Here is a 17,013-nt window from a genome sequence, read left to right on the forward strand (position 1 = left end):
CCGTCGGCCGCACCGAGGGGCGGGCAGGGACTGTGGCGAGCGTACAAACCTCTACAAAGTCCTGCAATAACTTGACTGTTGCGAACTCTTGACGCCATCTCGGGCCTGAACTTAGTTTGTTGGTTCAACAGACAAAATCGGGAGGGGTGCCCAGATGACGCTGACGGACGGCCGTCGCCCGGGGAGCCGGGGCGTTGCCGCCGATCACGTGTCGCTCCGGCGCAACAACCTCTCGGTCGTACTGCGGCACGTCCGCGACCTGGGCCCCCGGTCCCGGGCCCGGATCGCGGAGGAGACCGGCCTGAACAAGGCGACCGTCAGCAGCCTCGTCGCCGAGCTCGTCGAACGCGGCCTGCTCCGCGAAGGCCTGGCCGATTCCAGCCGCGCCCTCGGCCGCCCGGGGCAGCTCGTCGAACTCGACGGCACCGGCGTCTGCGGCGTCGGCGCGGAGATCAACGTCGACTACCTCGCGGTCGCAGCCCTCGACCTGGCCGGCGACGTCGTGCTCGAGAAGCGGGTCCCGGTCGACGTCGCACACCTCGAGCCCGGTCCGACGCTCGATCGGTTGGCCGAGCTGGTCCAGGAAGCCGTCACAGCCGTCGACGTGAGGCACGGACAGTTGGCCGGCGTCACGCTCGCCGTACCCGGGCTTGTGCGAGTGGAGACAGGGGAGTTGAAGCTGGCGCCCAACCTGGGATGGGGCGAGCTGTCCATCGCGCAGGAGATGCGCATGCGTCTGGGTGAGCCGACGTACCCGTTGCATGTGGACAACGAGGCGAACCTGGCGGCGCTGGCGGCGTACGCCGAACTTCGGCGGACCGAAGGCGAATCCATGCATGACCTCGTGCTGCTGACCGGAGCGGTCGGTGTCGGTGGTGGCGTGGTGGCCGGCGGGCATCTGATGCGCGGCGGGCACGGGTACAGCGGAGAGGTCGGGCACATGCCGGTCGCCCCGCCCGGGCGGACCTGCGGCTGCGGGCGGACCGGATGCTGGGAGACGGTCGTCGGGCTGACCGCACTGTTGCACAAGGCAACGGACAGGGACGACCCGGTGCGGGACCCTTCGCTGGACGTGGAGCAACGGCTGGCCGGGATCATCCGGCGGGCCGAAGCGGGGGACGCGCGGACGCTGTCCGCGCTGAAGGACGTCGGTACTTGGCTGGGGATTGGGGGAGCGATCCTGGTGAACATCCTGAACCCGGACGTGCTCGTGCTGGGTGGCTACTTCGCCGTCCTCGGGCCGTGGCTGAAAGAACCACTGGAGAAGGCGATTCAGGACCGGGTGATCGCACCGGACGGCGGCGGTTGCCGGGTCGTCCGGTCGGAGCTCGGTTTCGCGGCCGCCGTTCGCGGTGGCGCGCAGATCTCGCTCGATCAGGTCTTCGTGGATCCGACGCGGATCGGGGCCGCGTCATGACGGACCTGCTGAACATGATGGGCATCGTCAAGGAGTTTCCCGGGGTACGGGCGCTCGACGGTGTGGATCTCGACGTACGTGCGGGTGAGGTGCACTGCCTGCTCGGGCAGAACGGCGCGGGCAAGTCCACGCTGATCCGGGTGCTGACCGGCGCACATCAGCCGGACGCGGGCATGATCCGGATCAACGACGAGGCGGTGCAGCTGAACAGCCCGACCGCGGCGATCCAGCGCGGTATCGCGGCGATCTACCAGGAGCTCGACCTGGTGCCGGACCTGACCGTTGCCGAGAACATCTTTCTCGGCCACGAACCGTCCCGCTACGGCTTCAGCCGGACCCATGAGGCGAACACGAAGGCACGTTCGATCCTGCAGGGCCTCGGACACCCCGAGATCCCCACGCACCGTTCGGTCGGTTCGCTGCCGGCCGCCGGTCAGCAGGTCGTCAGCATGGCCCGCGCGCTGTCCCGCGAGGCCCGCCTGATCGTGATGGACGAGCCGTCCGCGGTACTCGATCCGGAAGAGGTGTCGAACCTGTTCCGGGTCATCCGCGGCCTGACCGACAGCGGTGTCGCGGTCGTCTACATCTCGCACCGGCTCGAGGAGATCCGGGAGATCGGAGACCGGGTCACGGTGCTCAAGGACGGCGCGACCGTGGCGACCGGTCTCGACGCCCGCGAGACGCCGACCAAGGAACTCATCCAGTTGATGACCGGGCGCTCGATCGAGTACGTGTTCCCGCCCCGCAACGAGGTCCCGGACACCGCGCCCGTCGTCCTAGAGGTCGTCGATCTGAGCCGGCCAGGCGAGTTCGCCGGGGTCGGGTTCGACGTTCGCGCCGGCGAGATCCTCGGCCTGGCCGGACTGGTTGGCTCCGGGCGTTCCGAAGTACTGGAGACCCTGTACGGCGCGCGGCGCGCGGCGACCGGATTCGTCCGGGTCGACGGTGCCGTGCTGCGGCCCGGCCGTGTGCAGGATGCGGTGAAGGCCGGCGTCGGACTCGCACCGGAGGAACGGAAGAGCCAGGCGCTGCTGCTCGACGAGGCGGTGTTCAAGAACATCACGGTGTCGACGTTGGGACGGTTCGCCAGCAGCGGGTTCCTGAACAGCCGGGCCGAGCGGGAAGAGGCCAGGAAGTTGGCCGTGGCGCTGGATGTGCGTCCTGCGGGCGTGGATCAGCCGGTGCGCAACCTGTCGGGTGGCAATCAGCAGAAGGTGGTGCTCGCGCGCTGGCTGCTCCGGGAGTGCCGGGTGCTGCTGCTCGACGAGCCGACACGGGGTGTCGACGTCGGTGCGCGATCGGAGATCTACGGGCTGATCCGTTCGCTGGCGTCCAACGGGGTCGCGATCGTGCTGGTTTCCAGCGAGGTCGAGGAAGTGCTCGGTCTGTCCGACCGGGTCGTCGTACTGCGGGAGGGGCGTGCCGTCCACACAGGGCCCGCGCAAGAGATCGACGAGCACCAGGTCCTCGACCTGGTGATGGAAGGAAGTGCGAGGTGATGAGTGAGGCCAACACAACGGAAGAGGGTGGCACGACAGCATCGAAGCAGGACACCGTCACTCTGCCGGCGAGACCGCGCTCGAGGACCGACCTGCTGAGGTCGGGCTTCGGCCGCAACCTCGGGCTCGTCGTCGCCCTGGTGGTGCTGTGCCTTGTCGGCGTCGCGACCGCGGGTGACACGTTCGCGACCGGTGCGAACGTGCTGACGATCCTCCGGCTGGCCGCGGTCGTCGGGGTGGTCAGCGTCGGGATGACGTTCGTCATCACCGGCGGCGGGATCGACCTGAGCGTCGGCGCGATGGTCGCGCTGGCGTCGGTCTGGGCGACCACGCTGGCGACCCAGCAGCTGGCCGTCGACTACGGCTGGATCTTCATGGTCAGTACGGCGCTCGTGGTCGGTGCCGCGTGCGGTCTGGTCAACGGCCTGCTGGTTGCCTACGGCAAGATCGTGCCGTTCGTCGCGACACTGGCGATGCTGGCGTCGGCCCGCGGCCTGGCCGAGATCATCTCCGACCGGAGGACCCAGATCATCACGGTCAACTCGTTCGCCGACTTCTTCGGCGGCTCGCTGATCGGCGTACCGGTCCTGATCTGGATCTTCCTGCTGGTCGCCGCGGCCGGCTGGGTGGTGCTGAACCGGACCACCTTCGGCCGCCGGACCTTCGCCGTCGGCGGGAACGCCGAAGCCGCCCGCCTGGCGGGCATCGAGGTCCAGCGGCACACCGTGGCGCTGTACGTCCTGGCCGGGCTGTGCTGCGGGATCGCCGCGGTGATGCTGATGGCGCGGACGACAACGGGGAGCTCGACCCACGGTCAGTTGTACGAACTCGATGCGATCGCGGCGGTGGTGATCGGCGGCACGCTGCTGTCCGGTGGCCGCGGCACGATCGTCGGCACCGTGTTCGGCGTACTGATCTTCACGACGTTGAACAACGTCTTCACCCTCAACAACCTGAGCATCTCCGCCCAGTCGGTGGCGAAGGGCGCGATCATCGTGGTCGCCGTCCTCCTCCAGCAACGGCTAGCTCGTCGTTCCACCAGTTCATAGAGGAGGACAACGATGTCCCGAAGTTCCGTCCGAACAGTCGTGATCGCAGGGTTGGGTGTGCTCGCACTCGCCGCCTGCACGAGCAACACACCCAAGTCCGAGGACAAGGCCGCACCGGCCGAACAGGCCGCGGTCAAGAACGACGAGCCCGGTAAGAAGGTCAAGATCGGGTTCTCCGCACCGGCCGCCGACCACGGCTGGATGGGGGCCATCACCAAGGCCACCCAGGCCGAGGCGAAGAAGTACTCCGACGTCGAACTGATCGTCGCCGAAGGCACCAACGACGTGAACCTGCAGATCAGCCAGGTCGAGACGTTCATCAACCAGAAGGTCGACGCGATCGTCCTGCTGCCGTTCGACGGGGCCGCGCTCACCCCGGTCGCGACGAAGGCGATGCAGGCCGGTATCACGGTCGTGAACGTGGACCGCGAGTTCGACAGTTCGTTCGCCGCCCGTACGACGGTGCTCGGCGACAACCACGGGATGGGCGTGTCGGCCGGCACGTACGTCTGCCAGCAACTGAAGGACAAGAAGGACGCGGTGGTCGCGGAGATCGCCGGGATCGACTCGCTGCCGTTGACTCAGGACCGCAGCAAGGGCTTCAAGGAGGCGCTCGCCGACTGCGGTCTGAAGGTGAGCAACCGGGTGGCGGCCAAGTTCACGGTCGAGTCCGGTGAGGAGGCCGCGACCAACCTGTTGCAGGCGGCGCCGAAGATCGACGCGATCTGGAACCACGACGACGACCAGGGCGTCGGCGTGATGGCCGCGATCAAGAACTCCGGCCGTAAGGAGTTCTTCGTGGTCGGCGGGGCCGGCTCGGCGAACGTGATGCGGGACATCAAGTCCGGCAACTCGTTGCTCAAGGCCACCGTCATCTACCCGTCCACCCAAGGCGCCGACGGCGTCCGGCTGGCGCGGCTGCTGGTGCAGAAGAAGGCCCTCGGCGACCTGGTGGAGGTCGAGGTGCCGCGCACCGTGCAGCTGTACGCGCCGGTGGTGACCAAGGACAACGTGGACCAGTATCTGCCCACCGCATTCGAGAGCTAGGAGAGTCATGGAGAACCTGGGCATCGGCCTGATCGGCTACGCGTTCATGGGGGCGGCCCATTCGCAGGCTTGGCGGAGCGCGCCGCGCTTCTTCGACCTGCCGCTGGACCCTGCCATGAACGTGCTCTGCGGCCGCAACGCCGAGGCTGTTCGAGCGGCCGCGACGAAACTCGGCTGGAAGGAGACCGAGACCGACTGGCGCAAGCTGCTCGGTCGCGACGACGTCCAGCTGGTCGACGTGTGCACGCCGGGCGACAGTCACGCCGAGATCGCGATCGCAGCCCTGGAGGCCGGCAAGCACGTCCTGTGCGAGAAGCCGCTGGCCAACACCGTCGAGGAGGCCGAGGCGATGACCGCGGCCGCCGAGAAGGCCAAGGCGCAGGGGATCAGGTCGATGGTCGGGTTCACCTATCGCCGGGTGCCGGCCATCGGGCTGGCCCGCCGGCTCGTGGCCGACGGCAAGATCGGCACGATCCGGCACGTCCGGGCGCAGTACCTGCAGGACTGGATCGCCGATCCGGAGGCGCCGCTGTCGTGGCGGCTGGACAAGGAGAAGGCCGGCTCGGGCGCGCTCGGCGACATCGGCGCGCACATCGTCGATCTGACCCAGTACATCACCGGGGACACAATTGGTGAGGTGAGTGCGCGGCTCGAGACCTTTGTGAAGGAGCGACCGGTCGCTGCAGAGCACTCCGGGCTGTCCGGTACGGCGGGTGCCCAACGGGGACCCGTCACAGTCGACGACGCGGCCGTCTTCCTGGCCACGTTCCGCTCCGGCGCGCTGGGCGTCTTCGAAGCGACCCGCTTCGCCACCGGCCGGAAGAACGCGATCCGGATCGAGATCAACGGAAGCCTCGGCAGTCTGGCGTTCGACTTCGAGGACATGAACCTCCTGCACTACTACGACGCCACCGAAGACTCGAGGACGGCCGGCTTCCGCCGCATCCTCGCCACCGAACCCGACCACCCGTACGTCGCGGCGTGGTGGCCACCCGGCCACCTGCTCGGCTACGAGCACGGGTTCACCCATCAGGTCGTCGACCTGGTCACCGCGATCGCCGAAGGCGCCGATCCGGAACCGTCGTTCGCCGACGGGCTGCGAGTCCAGCGTGTGCTGGCCGCGGTCGAGGCCAGCTCGGCATCCCGACAATGGCAGGAGATTCCTGAATGAATGACTACACCCCGACCAAGGACGACAAGTTCTCCTTCGGTCTGTGGACCGTCGGCTGGGAAGGCGTCGACGTCTTCGGTACGGCGGTCCGCCCGAAGATGGACCCGGTGCACGCGGTCGAGAAGCTCGCCGAACTGGGCGCCGCGGCGGTCACGTTCCACGACGACGACGTCGTACCCGACGACTCCACCCGCGGGCAGGTGCTGGAGCGGTTCAGCAAGGCGCTGGCCGAGACCGGCATGGCCGTCGAGATGATGACCACGAACCTGTTCGCCCACCCGGTGTTCAAGGACGGCGGCCTGACCGCCAACGATCGCCAGGTACGGCGGTACGCGCTGGCGAAGGTGCTCCGCAACGTCGACCTCGCGGCCGAGTTGGGCGCGACGACGTACGTGCTGTGGGGCGGTCGTGAAGGCGCGGAGTCCGGCGGCTCGAAGGATGTGCGGGCCGCGCTCGATCGCTACAAGGAGTCGATGGACCTCCTGTGCGCGTACGTGCGCGAGCAGGGGTACGACATCCGGTTCGCGATCGAGCCGAAGCCGAACGAGCCGCGCGGCGACATCCTGCTGCCGTCGATCGGGCACGCGATTGCCTTCATCAACGATCTCGCCGACCCCGAACTGGTCGGGATCAACCCCGAGGTCGGTCACGAGCAGATGGCGTCGCTGAACTACGCGCACGGGATCGCGCAGGCCTTGTGGCACGGGAAGCTGTACCACATCGACCTCAACGGGCAGCACGGTCCGCGGTTCGACCAGGACCTGCGGTTCGGCGCCGGGAACTTGCGCGAGGCGTTCTGGACTGTCGACGTACTGCAGGGAGCCGGGAGCTACCCGGCGTACGACGGGCACATCCACTTCGACTACAAGCCGCCGCGGACCGAGGACGAGGAAGGCGTCTGGGAGACCGCGCGTGGCTGTATGCGGAACTACCTGATCCTGCGCGACAAGGTGCAGGCGTTCCGCGCCGACCCCGAGGTTGCGGAGGCGCTCGCCGTCGCACGTGTCGCGGAGCTGTCCGAAACCACCCTGGCCGAGGGTGAGTCGCTGGACGACCTCCGCAACGCGACGTACGACCCGAACGCGCTGGCCGAGCGTGGTCTCGGGTTCGAAAGGCTGGACCAGTTGGCGATGGAGCACCTGCTCGGTGTCCGGTAGGGAGTAGACGACATGGCACGACCGATCACGTTGTTCACCGGCCAGTGGGCCGACCTGCCGTTCGAGGAGGTGGCCCGGCTGGCGTCCTCGTGGGGATACGAGGGGCTGGAGATCGCCTGCTGGGGCGACCATCTCGACGTACGGCGGGCCGCCGAGGACCCGGCGTACGTCCGGGACCGGCTGGACATCCTGGAGAAGCACAACCTGAAGGTGTGGACGATCTCCAACCACCTGCTCGGGCAGGCGGTCTGCGACGACCCGATCGACCAGCGGCACCAGGCGATCCTGCCCGCGCACATCTGGGGCGACGGCGATCCGGAAGGCGTCCGGCAGCGGGCGGCCGAGGAGATGAAGACGACCGCGCGGGCGGCGCGGGCGCTCGGCGTGGACGTGGTCGTCGGGTTCACCGGGTCGTCGATCTGGAAGACGATCGCGATGTTCCCGCCGGTGCCGCCGGCGATGATCGAGGCCGGGTACAAGGACTTCGCGGATCGGTGGAACCCGATCCTCGACGTGTTCGACGAGGTGGGCGTTCGCTTCGCCCATGAAGTGCATCCGTCGGAGATCGCGTACGACTACTGGTCGACGACCGCGACGCTGGAGGCGATCGGGCACCGGGAGGCGTTCGGGCTGAACTGGGACCCGTCGCACTTCGTCTGGCAGGACCTCGACCCGGTCGGTTTCCTGTGGGACTTCAAGGACCGGATCTACCACGTCGACTGCAAGGACGCCAAGCGCCAGGTCGGCAACGGGCGGAACGGCCGGATGGGGTCGCACCTCGCCTGGGGCGACCCGCGCCGCGGCTGGGACTTCGTCTCGACCGGGCACGGGGACGTCCCGTGGGAGGCGTGTTTCCGGATGCTCAACTCGATCGGGTACGACGGCCCGATCTCGGTCGAGTGGGAAGACGCCGGGATGGACCGCCTCGTCGGCGCCGCCGAAGCCCTGCAGTTCGTTCGCTCCCTCGCGTTCGACCCGCCGACCGCTTCCTTTGACGCCGCGTTCTCGTCCTAGAGCTTCCTGAAGAAGTTCCGGAGGTCCTCGACCACGAGTTCGGGGACCTCCAGGGCGGCGAAGTGGCCGCCGTGGTCGAACTCGGTGTAGTGCACGACGTCGAACTCCCGCTCGACGAGCTTGCGCACCGTGCTGTCGTTCGGGAAGACGGCGAGCCCGGTCGGTACGGCGCAATAGTCGACGTGCGCGCCCCAGGAGGACTGCGCCTCCCGGTAGAGCCTGGCCTGCGAACCCGCCGTACTCGTCAACCACGTCAGCGTCACGCTGTCGAGGATCTGGTCGTTGCTGACGGCACCTTCCCGGTGGCCGTAGTCGTCGTACCACTCCAGGTTCCACGCCAGTTGGCCGATCGGGGAGTCGACCAAGGCGTACGCCAGCGTCTGCGGGCGCGTTCCCTGGATCGCGGCGTACCCGGACCGCTCGTTCCGCCAGCGGTCGAGCCCGCTCAACCGCTGCTGCTCCGCCTCGCTCAGCTCCTCGCCCTGAGGGAAGGCGACGTATCCGTCGAGATGCAGCCCGATCACCCGCTCGGGCACGAGCCGCGCCAGCGCGGGGCCGATCCGCGCACCCCAGTCGTATCCGTGGACGCCGTACCGCTCGTATCCCAGCTGTTCCATCAACGTCACCCACGCCCGCGCGATCCGCTCCACGCCCCACCCGGTTGCGCCGGTCACGCCGCCGAATCCGAAGCCGGGCATCGTCGGCGCCACCAAGGTGAAGTCCTGGGACAGCGCGTCGATCACGTCGAGGTAGTCGGAGGCGGCGCCAGGCCAACCGTGGAGGAGCAGCAGCGGCGTACCCGACCCGGCGCGCAGGTAGTGGACCCGCTGCCCGTCGATCTCGGTCACGTACTGCGGATACGCGTTCAACCGTCGCTCGAACCGCCGCCAGTCGTACGCCGTCCGCCAGTACTCGGCCACTTCCCGCAACCGCCCGATCTCCACGCCGTACGACGAACCGGCATCAGGCAACTGATCCGGCCACCTCGCCGCCTCCAGCCGTCGCTGTAGCTCGTCCAACTCCGCCTGCGGCACCTCTGCTCGAAACTCCATGGCAACGACACTAGAACCGATAGCGGACACCGCCTGACCTCTACGGCTACGCTCGATCTCATGAGTTGGCCGTCGGCGCCGGGGTTGTCGCGGCCGCGGATCCTGCGGCAGCGATGGCTGGATCTGACGTTTGTGCATTGGGCTTTCGCGCCGGCCGACGTCGCGCACTTCTTCCCGCCGGGGACCCGGCCGGACACCTTCGAAGGACGCACGTACGTCGGCCTCGTCCCGTTCCGGATGATCGACACCGGACTCCCGCACGGCCCGTCCGTTCCGTACTTCGGATCGTTCCTCGAGACGAACATCAGGCTGTACTCCGTGGACGAGACGGGCCGGCGTGGTGTGGTGTTCCTCAGCCTCGACGCGAACCGGCTGGCCGTGGTGGCGACGGCTCGCACGGTCTTCGGCCTCCCATACCGGTGGGCGCGGATGTGCCACGAACGGCACGGCAACCACCACACGTACACGTCGACCGTCCGCCACTCGGGTGTACAAGCCCTCGTAGGTGTCGAGATGGGTGAGCGCCTGCAGGCTGGGCCGTTGGAGGACTTCCTCACCGCGCGGTGGGGACTGCACGCCAACCGTGCCGGTCGCACCTGGTACCTGCCCAACGAGCACCCGCCCTGGATCCTCCACTCCGCAACCCTTACGGCGCTGGACGTCGATGGGCTGTTGCGATCCGTGGGCCTCGTGCCGCCCGACCGCCCGCCGGACCATGTCGCGTTCAGCGCCGGCGTTCCCGCGGAGTTCGGCGTACCGCTCAGGCCATGAGCTCGGCGGTCTCCTGGATGATGAACGGGATGCCCAGCTGACGGGCCCACCGGTTGACCTCGGTCGCTAGCGCTCGTGATCCCGTCGCGTCGCCCTCGTCGCGGAGCAGGACCGCGAGCATGGCCTGCTGGGCGAGCGCGGGGCGCAGGTACCCGATCTTCTGCAGCAGCTCAGTCGACCGCTCCCACTGCACCCGCGCGAGCGCCAGATCGCCGGCCGCGTGAGCGTGGTACCCGAGATGCCTCAGCGCCATCGACGTCAGCCACGCGTCGTCGCACTTCTCACCCAGCTCCAACGCGGTCCGGTAGTACTCGATGGCCTCCGCAGGCTGCTCGTACACGTTGTCGGCCATCGCACCTGCCCAGAAGTTCGCCGTACCCCGTCGAGCTTCGTCGGGAGCCTCCTCGATGAGCGTGAGAACGCGCTCTCTCAGGTTCTTGCCGCCGGACTGGAACAGCGCGCTCGCATAGTCCTTGCGGAACTTGAGCATCGCGAGATCCCACGACTCGTTGGGCACGGCTGCGAGCGCGGCGGAGGCGTGGTCGGTCTGGTGCCCGAAGTCCTGGTCGACCGTGACCTCGGCCAGCGCCAGCGCGAGCACCTCACCCTCGGCGGCATCGTCGGGATGGGCGGCGGTCAGTAGGTCGGTCGCGGCGGCCCACTGGCCGGCGCGCATCAGGTGGGTGGCGGCGGTGACGACCTCGATGGCTGCGAGTTGGCTCATGCCCATCACAGTATTTCGACATCGAAATATTTGACAACTAACCTTCAGCGGCTGAAAAGTTAGTCCGGTGAAGGACTTCGTAGACGCACACGTCGACCTCTGGGCCGGGGAGCTGGACGATCTCGACCGGGACGTGGAAGGCATCACCGTCCGCCTGCAGGTGGTGACGCGGTACCTCGAGCGCCGGCGGGAAGCCGTGCTGGCGGCGTACGGGTTGCAACTGTGGGAGTTCAAGACGCTCCACATGCTGCGCCGCGGTGGTACGCCGTACCGTGCGACGCCCGGCGAGCTGGCGCGGCAGCTCGGGATGTCGCCGGCCGCGCTGACCAATCGGCTGGACGCGCTCGAGAGCCGCGGGTACGTCGAACGCACGCACGACCGCGACGACCGCCGCAAGGTCGTCGCGACGCTGACCCGCTCGGGGAGCGCTCTCTGGGAGCGCGGGATCGGCGACATCCTGCGGGTCGAGGAGGAACTGATCCACCACCTGCCCGCAGCCGACCGCACCCGCCTCGACAGCCTGCTCCGGCGCCTCGTCCTCGTCACCGAGAAAGATTCCTAGCTGCCGCATGTCGAGTTCGGCCGATCGGATCCGACGTCCCCGTGTAAGCACCGAGAGACCGGAGGACGGACCGATGGAACCGCTGAACCTGATGGTGTCGCTGAGCCACTTCGCGAACGCCGAGCGTGAGAACGAGCACGGCCTCAGCCAGCCTGCCGGGCGTGGCCGCCGTACCGAGCGGAAGGCGCGGAGGCTCTCAGCAGGACGAAATGTGCGGCGGATCTGGGCAAGTCGTGTCAGAGTCACCCCGTGACTGATGCCTTGAAGAACGACCTGCTCGCGGCGTACGACGACCAGCTGCGGGGGACCAGCGAGACCGCGGACGTGCCGACGAGCACCGACGGGCCGGTGATCCGGGTCGAGTACCCGAGTCGCGGCTTCGTGAGTTACCGCTCTCTCGATGGTCTCGACGGCGTGGAGATCGATGCCCTGATCGCCCGGCAGCGCGACTACTTCGCCGCCAAGGGACAGGCCGTCGAGTGGAAGCTGCGCGGTCACGACCTGCCCGCCGACCTCCCGGACCGGCTGAAGGCCGGCGGGTTCGAGCCCGAGGAGCAGGAGACCGTACTCGTCGCCGAGAGCGCCGCCATCGCGGAGCGCCTGCAGGGCCGCGACGTGGTCGACGGCATAACGATCCGGCTGGCGACCGAGCGCGCGGACTTCGAACGCATCGCCGCGATGGAGTCGACGGTCTGGGGCGAGGACTGGTCCTGGCTGACCGACGACCTGGTACGCCGGAACGCGGGCGGCACCGACGTCTACGTCGCCGAGGCCGACGGCCAGGTGGTGTCCGCCGCGTGGGCCGTGTACAAGAAGGGCACCGAGTTCACCGGTCTCTGGGGCGGCTCGACGCTCGCCGAGTGGCGCGGCAAGGGCATCTACAAGGCACTGGTCGCGGTCCGCGCGGCACGGGCGGTCGAGCTCGGCTACAAGTACCTCCACGTCGACGCCTCCGACGACAGCTCCCCGATCCTCCAACGCCTCGGCTTCCTCGCAGTCACCACCACGACGCCGTACGTCCACACCCCGGCTTAACGCGCGGCGCGGTACAGGGAGTAGTGCATTGGGCCGTTGTGCGGGAGTTCGAGTTCGGCGATGACGGTGAAGCCGAGTGACTCGTAGAAGCTGATGTTCGCCGGGTCCTGGGTTTCCACGAACGCGGGGGAGTGCGCGGCGTCCGCGGTTGCGAGACCGGGAGTGATGACCGCGCGGCCGAGGCCCTGGCGCTGGTGGTCCGGGTCGACGGCGGCGAGTGCGAGGAGCCAGACGGGATCGCGAGGATGGAAGAGCGCGATCGCCTGGCCGTACTCCGCCGTCAAAGGCCCCTGAGATCCGGCGAGCTCCTGAAATGCGGCCGTGTACGGCGCGAAGGCATCGGCCGGCAGATCGGGCGGGAGCCAGACGGCGACCGCGCTCACGTCGTCGGTGACCCAGACGCGACCGTGCGGCAGCCCGATGCCGCTGACGAACAAGCGGTGGTACTCCGTGAGCCGATCGAGGTAGCCGTCCGGGTCGAAGCACGCGCGGCTCATCGGGTAGTCGGCCAACGCGCGGGTCAGAGTGGTGACGGCGGCGTCGACGTCCGCAATGGTTGCCTCGCGCACCTTCATGTGCGGAGCGTCTCGAGGATCAGGTCGGCGACGGCGCGCATGCCGGCCGCGTTCGGGTGGTACGAGACGTGGCCGCCCAGATAGGACGGCCGCAGCGTGAACCCGGTCGTCCACGGCTCGGTCGATCCGATCGCGTGCTCCCGGCTCGCCGCCGACGCCGCTACCAGCTCGGCCCCGGACGCGGCGGCCGCCTTCGCGAACGCGGCCGCCAGGCCGTCGGCCATCAGCGCGATGCTCGGTAGCTGTTCCTCGTTGAGCGGTACGTCGAGGCGCGGCCGGGTCGCCGGTCCGACGAGGCTCAGGTAGTCGACCAGGAGGATCCGCGCCTCCGGAGAGCGCTCTCTGGCTCTCTCGACCACCGTGGTCAGCGAATCCGTGACGGCCTGGTACGACGCGTCGTCCTTGAGGTAGCTGATCCGCGCGCGGATCCGGTTCGCCACCCGGCGGCCGAGGATCGACGCCGGTTTGGCGACCGTGTTCAGGAAACTTCCGCGGAGGAATGTCCCGACGTACTCGAGATCGTTGCCGCCGACGGTGATCGTCAAGAGAGCGGTCTCCGGCGTGAGCGCGTCGAGTTGCGGTGGCGCCTCGTCCTGCGCGGTGTCGAGCACGTGCGCGGTGGTCGCGCCGGAGTACGAGACGTCGACCAGGTCGAGGCCGAGCTCGGTCGCGACGAGCTGCGCGTAGTTGTTGCCCGAGCGGCCCGCGGGCGGGTGCACGATCGGGCGGATCCCCGGCCCGGCCGCGAACGAGCTGCCGAGTGCGACGTACCGACTGCCGGAAGCGATCACCGCACCACGATAGACGGTTCACGGGGGTACGGTGCCCCGGTGACTGAGGATGTGTTCGGCGCCAGGGGGATCCGCGATCGGGTGCTGGCCGGGTGGGCGGCGGCGCCTGTTCGGTTCCGGGAGGACGCGAACGCCGAGGAGGAGCTCGCTCTCGGCGGGTACGTCGACCGGCTGGTGATCGAGCTCGCCCAGAACGCCGCCGACGCAGCCACCCGGGCCGGCACCCCGGGGCGCGTGCTGTACGAGTTCCGCGCCAACACCCTCGTCGTAGCCAACACCGGCACCCCGCTGGACGCAGAAGGCGTGCAATCACTCGCCACCCTCCGAGCATCAGCCAAACGCATTGAGCGGGCGGGTTCCTCGGTGGGACGGTTCGGGGTTGGGTTTTCTGCTGTGCTTGCGGTGACGGATGAGCCGGTGGTGTTGTCGCGGAGTGGGGGTGTGCGGTTCTCGAAGGCTGACACCGTCGCGGCGATCGCCGACCTCGGGAACTCTTCGCTGGACACCGAACTGCGGCGTCGCGACGGCCAGGTGCCTGTCCTGCGACTGCCGTTCGCGACCGAGGGCGAACCGCCTGCCGGCTACGACACCGCCGTCATCCTCCCGCTCCGCGACGAAGCCGCCGCGGATCTCGTCCGCCGCCTGCTCACCGAAGCCGACGACGCGCTCCTCCTCGCGCTCCCAGGCCTCGACCGCATCGAGATCGAGACCGAGGACACCCACCGGATCCTCGAGAACGCCGCCGACCGCTGGCACATCCACCGAGCCGCCGGCACCTTCACCACCGACGAGCGCGAACGCCTCCTCGCCGACCGCCCCACCGAAGAACGCACCCGCCCGACCTGGTCAGTCGTCTGGGCCCTGCCCCGCAGCCCACTCACCGAACTACCGCGTGTGGTCCACGCACCTACCCCCACCGACGAACCGTTCTCCCTCCCAGCGTTGCTCCTGGCAACCTTCCCGCTCGACTCCACCCGTCGGCACGTGGCAAAGGGCCCGCTGACCGACCGGCTCGTCCAGGAAGCAGCGACGTCGTACGCCGAACTCCTACGCCAGCGAGCCGACAACCGAGACGACGTACTACCGCTGGTCCCAACCGGCCTAGCCGCAGGCGCGCTCGACCGCATGCTCCGCGACGAAATCCTCCGCGTCCTGCCGAGCGTCCCCATCCTCCCCGCAGTCGGCGGCACCATCCTGCGACCGAGCGAGGCGGCCGTCGTAGACGGTGCCGACGAAGCGTTCGACGAGGTCCTGGCACCCCTCGTACCAGGCCTGATTCACGCCCGCCGCGAGGACCGCCTCGCCCTCGACGCCCTGCAAGTACGCCGCATCGAGCTGGCCGAGGTGGTGGATCAGCTCGGGGGAGAGGAACCGCCCGGCTGGTGGCGCACGCTCTACGCCGCGCTGTCGACCATGGTGACCGACCCACTGATCCGCGAACCGCTCGGCACCCTCCCGGTCCCGCTCGCCGACGGCCGACTCGTCCGCGGAGCCCGCGGTCTCCTCCTGCCCGGACCCGAGATCCCGGTCGACACGCTCGCCGCGTTCGGTGCGTACGGCGTACGCGTCATACACCCGGATGCCGTCGACCCCGTCCTCGAACGCCTCGGAGCGATCCCCGCCACCCCACGCTCGCTCCTCGAAGACGGCGCCGTCCGCGCCGCCGTCGAGCACTCCGCGGACTCCGACGACCCGGACGCGATCGCGCACGCCGTCCTCAGCCTGGTCGCCGCCGACCCCACCCAGGCGGACGGCCTGTGGTGGCTCTCCGACCTTGTACTTCGCGACGCGGACGGCGAGCTCGTTCCCGCGAATGCCCTGGTCGTCGAGGGCTCCGACGCGCAAGCAATGCTCGATGTCGAGGAGGTCGCACCCGTCGCCGGCGACGTCCTCGACCGCTACGGCGTGCCCGCGCTGGAAGCCGTTGGCGTCCTCGCCTCGCTCGGCCGGGTCAGCGCGTCCGACGTCGCCCTCGACCGCCTCCCCGAAGCCCTCCAGGACCTCGACGACATCGAGGACTGGGCGTACGACATAGCACCAGACGGATCCCGGTACGGCGCCACTGTCGGTGAGCTCGAAGCGATCCGCGACCTCGACTGGATCACCGACGACAGTTGGCCGAAAGCCCTGCATTTATTGGGTTCTGACCCCGAACTGCGCCGCGCACTCGTCACCCAGGTCCGCGTCGTCGGCCCGGACGACCGGCCGCTCGGAGTACCGTCGTACGCGGCTTGGTGGATCCGTGAACACGTCCTGCTCGACGACGGCGAACCGCTCGCCGGACGCGCGGATCCCGACGCCGAACCGGTACTCGCGACGTTCCTCGACGAAGCTCCCGCCTGGACGGCCGGGCTCGATCCAGAGGTCCGTACGGCGATCGGCCTGGTCCGCGACGTCGGCGACCTCGACGCGGACGGCATCGGTCTCGTCCTCGACCGGCTCGCCGACCCCGAGCGAGAGGTCGACGAGGCGTCGATCCTGCGCCTGTGGAACCGGCTCGGGACGATGGCGCTGTTCCCGGGCGCCGCGCCGGCCCAGGTCCGCGTGCTGGACACCGACGGCGGCGGCACCCGAGTCACCGACGCGGATGGTGCGGTCGTGGTCGACGGGCCGATGTGGGTGCAGCGCGAGGACCTCGGCGGATTCGTGATCGGATCCGGTGCCGCGGCGGACGGGCTCAGCGACCTGTTCGACGTACCGCTCGCCCAGGAAGTTGCCGAGGGCAAAATCGACGGCGAGGGTACGGCGGCGGACGTGCCGGCGATCGTCCGCGAACTCGTGCCCGAGGTCCCGGCGACGTGGTGGGAGCACGAGGAGCTCACCGTCGACGGTGTCGAGGTCTCGTGGTGGGTGGACGCCGACAGCGCTCCGCACGCGGCGACGTTCGACGGCCTCGCGAAGGCCCTCGCATGGGCTGCCGGGCGATGGGACCAGCGGCATGTGATCCGCGCGGTTCTCAACGAACCGGACCGATCTGTGGAACTTCTGGTCGACTCCGTCTACGACTGACCGGAACTGGCCGCGGGCCGGAAAGTGCACGCGGCGTAACTGCGCTTGGAAGCGTTTCCGCCTACGGGAGTCACGCAGAGCGAGCAACGTTGTCAAAGGTTGGTATATCCACTGAGCTGCGGATATGACGAGTCTGCTTC

The 17,013-nt window shown here is 68.8% G+C and carries 16 protein-coding genes; 12 read left to right on the forward strand and 4 right to left on the reverse strand.

What is annotated here, in order from left to right:
• Window positions 1–154: 154 nt before the first annotated feature.
• From EV649_RS37850 to EV649_RS37880, 7 genes are read left to right on the forward strand one after another with little or no spacing between them, the layout of a single operon-like run.
• Window positions 155–1,417, forward strand: a complete 1,263-nt coding sequence (locus EV649_RS37850; RefSeq protein ID WP_130388513.1) for an ROK family transcriptional regulator — start codon at window positions 155–157, stop codon at window positions 1,415–1,417.
• Entirely contained in the window at window positions 1,414–2,916 is a 1,503-nt protein-coding gene (locus EV649_RS37855) for a sugar ABC transporter ATP-binding protein (protein ID WP_130388514.1), read from the forward strand. Before EV649_RS37850 ends, EV649_RS37855 begins: the two co-directional genes overlap by 4 nt.
• Entirely contained in the window at window positions 2,916–3,965 is a 1,050-nt protein-coding gene (locus EV649_RS37860) for an ABC transporter permease (protein WP_130388515.1), read from the forward strand. The genes EV649_RS37855 and EV649_RS37860 overlap by 1 nt, the downstream gene beginning before the upstream one ends.
• Window positions 3,966–3,977: 12 nt before the next feature.
• Window positions 3,978–5,012 carry a substrate-binding domain-containing protein gene (locus EV649_RS37865; RefSeq protein WP_130388516.1) on the forward strand — a complete coding sequence of 345 codons (1,035 nt, stop codon included), beginning with the start codon at window positions 3,978–3,980 and terminating at the stop codon, window positions 5,010–5,012.
• Between the two features lie 7 nt (window positions 5,013–5,019).
• Entirely contained in the window at window positions 5,020–6,183 is a 1,164-nt protein-coding gene (locus EV649_RS37870) for a Gfo/Idh/MocA family oxidoreductase (protein ID WP_130388517.1), read from the forward strand.
• Entirely contained in the window at window positions 6,180–7,340 is a 1,161-nt protein-coding gene (xylA, locus tag EV649_RS37875) for a xylose isomerase (RefSeq protein WP_130388518.1), read from the forward strand. The genes EV649_RS37870 and xylA overlap by 4 nt, the downstream gene beginning before the upstream one ends.
• A gap of 12 nt (window positions 7,341–7,352) precedes the next feature.
• Window positions 7,353–8,354 (forward strand): sugar phosphate isomerase/epimerase family protein, encoded by a 1,002-nt coding sequence (locus tag EV649_RS37880; protein ID WP_130388519.1) that lies wholly within the window; start codon window positions 7,353–7,355, stop codon window positions 8,352–8,354.
• Here EV649_RS37880 and EV649_RS37885 read toward each other — a convergent pair.
• Window positions 8,351–9,406, reverse strand: a complete 1,056-nt coding sequence (locus EV649_RS37885; RefSeq protein ID WP_130388520.1) for an epoxide hydrolase family protein — start codon at window positions 9,404–9,406, stop codon at window positions 8,351–8,353. The genes EV649_RS37880 and EV649_RS37885 overlap by 4 nt on opposite strands.
• A gap of 60 nt (window positions 9,407–9,466) precedes the next feature.
• On the opposite strand from EV649_RS37885, the gene EV649_RS37890 reads away from it, so the two are divergent.
• The gene (locus tag EV649_RS37890; protein ID WP_130388521.1) at window positions 9,467–10,177 is read left to right on the forward strand and encodes a DUF2071 domain-containing protein; all 711 of its coding nucleotides are present in this window, start codon (window positions 9,467–9,469) and stop codon (window positions 10,175–10,177) included.
• Here EV649_RS37890 and EV649_RS37895 read toward each other — a convergent pair.
• Entirely contained in the window at window positions 10,167–10,901 is a 735-nt protein-coding gene (locus EV649_RS37895; protein WP_130388522.1) for a hypothetical protein, read from the reverse strand. The genes EV649_RS37890 and EV649_RS37895 overlap by 11 nt on opposite strands.
• A 67-nt stretch (window positions 10,902–10,968) precedes the next feature.
• Between EV649_RS37895 and EV649_RS37900 the strand changes: the two genes are divergently transcribed.
• The 3 genes from EV649_RS37900 to EV649_RS37910 all read left to right on the forward strand — a co-directional run bounded on the left by EV649_RS37900 (window position 10,969) and on the right by EV649_RS37910 (window position 12,498).
• Window positions 10,969–11,463, forward strand: a complete 495-nt coding sequence (locus EV649_RS37900; protein WP_130388523.1) for a MarR family transcriptional regulator — start codon at window positions 10,969–10,971, stop codon at window positions 11,461–11,463.
• A 73-nt stretch (window positions 11,464–11,536) separates the two neighbouring features.
• Entirely contained in the window at window positions 11,537–11,716 is a 180-nt protein-coding gene (locus EV649_RS37905) for a hypothetical protein (protein ID WP_130388524.1), read from the forward strand.
• The gene (locus tag EV649_RS37910) at window positions 11,713–12,498 is read left to right on the forward strand and encodes a GNAT family N-acetyltransferase (protein ID WP_130388525.1); all 786 of its coding nucleotides are present in this window, start codon (window positions 11,713–11,715) and stop codon (window positions 12,496–12,498) included. Before EV649_RS37905 ends, EV649_RS37910 begins: the two co-directional genes overlap by 4 nt.
• Here the strand turns inward: EV649_RS37910 and EV649_RS37915 are convergent.
• Together EV649_RS37915 and EV649_RS37920 are read right to left on the reverse strand one after the other, a co-directional pair.
• Entirely contained in the window at window positions 12,495–13,073 is a 579-nt protein-coding gene (locus EV649_RS37915) for a GNAT family N-acetyltransferase (protein WP_130388526.1), read from the reverse strand. The two genes, EV649_RS37910 and EV649_RS37915, sit on opposite strands and share 4 nt — an antisense overlap.
• Window positions 13,070–13,864, reverse strand: a complete 795-nt coding sequence (locus EV649_RS37920) for an SGNH/GDSL hydrolase family protein (RefSeq protein WP_198682915.1) — start codon at window positions 13,862–13,864, stop codon at window positions 13,070–13,072. The genes EV649_RS37915 and EV649_RS37920 overlap by 4 nt, the downstream gene beginning before the upstream one ends.
• 39 nt (window positions 13,865–13,903) lie before the next feature.
• Between EV649_RS37920 and EV649_RS37925 the strand changes: the two genes are divergently transcribed.
• A complete protein-coding gene (locus EV649_RS37925; protein WP_130388527.1) occupies window positions 13,904–16,873 on the forward strand; it encodes a hypothetical protein in 2,970 nt (989 codons plus the stop codon).
• Window positions 16,874–17,013: the final 140 nt, after the last annotated feature.

Source organism: Kribbella sp. VKM Ac-2569 (genome assembly GCF_004216905.1).
Lineage (GTDB): Bacteria > Actinomycetota > Actinomycetes > Propionibacteriales > Kribbellaceae > Kribbella.

What these genes read in the sequence shown, in the direction of transcription:
- EV649_RS37850 (WP_130388513.1), top strand. Translation starts at nt 155, where the DNA reads ATGACGCTGACGGACGGCCGTCGCCCGGGGAGCCGGGGCGTTGCCGCC.
- EV649_RS37855 (WP_130388514.1), top strand. Translation starts at nt 1,414, where the DNA reads ATGACGGACCTGCTGAACATGATGGGCATCGTCAAGGAGTTTCCCGGG.
- EV649_RS37860 (WP_130388515.1), top strand. Translation starts at nt 2,916, where the DNA reads ATGAGTGAGGCCAACACAACGGAAGAGGGTGGCACGACAGCATCGAAG.
- EV649_RS37865 (WP_130388516.1), top strand. Translation starts at nt 3,978, where the DNA reads ATGTCCCGAAGTTCCGTCCGAACAGTCGTGATCGCAGGGTTGGGTGTG.
- EV649_RS37870 (WP_130388517.1), top strand. Translation starts at nt 5,020, where the DNA reads ATGGAGAACCTGGGCATCGGCCTGATCGGCTACGCGTTCATGGGGGCG.
- xylA (WP_130388518.1), top strand. Translation starts at nt 6,180, where the DNA reads ATGAATGACTACACCCCGACCAAGGACGACAAGTTCTCCTTCGGTCTG.
- EV649_RS37880 (WP_130388519.1), top strand. Translation starts at nt 7,353, where the DNA reads ATGGCACGACCGATCACGTTGTTCACCGGCCAGTGGGCCGACCTGCCG.
- EV649_RS37885 (WP_130388520.1), bottom strand. Translation starts at nt 9,406, where the DNA reads ATGGAGTTTCGAGCAGAGGTGCCGCAGGCGGAGTTGGACGAGCTACAG.
- EV649_RS37890 (WP_130388521.1), top strand. Translation starts at nt 9,467, where the DNA reads ATGAGTTGGCCGTCGGCGCCGGGGTTGTCGCGGCCGCGGATCCTGCGG.
- EV649_RS37895 (WP_130388522.1), bottom strand. Translation starts at nt 10,901, where the DNA reads ATGAGCCAACTCGCAGCCATCGAGGTCGTCACCGCCGCCACCCACCTG.
- EV649_RS37905 (WP_130388524.1), top strand. Translation starts at nt 11,537, where the DNA reads ATGGAACCGCTGAACCTGATGGTGTCGCTGAGCCACTTCGCGAACGCC.
- EV649_RS37915 (WP_130388526.1), bottom strand. Translation starts at nt 13,073, where the DNA reads ATGAAGGTGCGCGAGGCAACCATTGCGGACGTCGACGCCGCCGTCACC.